The sequence below is a fragment of the Vibrio marinisediminis genome, from assembly GCF_014050145.1.
GTDB lineage: Bacteria > Pseudomonadota > Gammaproteobacteria > Enterobacterales > Vibrionaceae > Vibrio > Vibrio marinisediminis.
Genome location: NZ_JACFYF010000222.1, coordinates 1 through 279 on the forward strand (window position 1 = coordinate 1; position 279 = coordinate 279).

Genomic DNA, 279 nt, shown 5'->3' on the forward strand with positions numbered 1-279 from the left:
CAGCGCGGCCACACAGACGATCGACGGCCCGGCAGGCGTGTCGAACACATAGGCCGCGCGCAACCCGGCCACCGCCGACAGCGCCCCGATGCCCGCCGCGATGGCCGCCATGGCCTCCGGCGTGCGCGCCAGCCCCCGGGCCGCCGCCGCCGGAATGATCAACATCGCCGCAATCAGCAACACGCCCACCACCTTGATCGCCACCGCCACCGTGATCGCCAGCGCCACCGTCAGCACCAGCTGTTCGCGCCGCGGATCGAGCCCGCTGGCATAGGCCAG

Annotated in this window: 1 protein-coding gene; it reads right to left on the reverse strand. The window is 73.1% G+C overall.

Annotation, left to right across the window (positions count from 1 at the left end):
• Positions 1–279 (reverse strand): metal ABC transporter permease (locus tag H2O73_RS23935; RefSeq protein WP_182110794.1); only part of this gene is annotated, 279 nt, incomplete at both ends.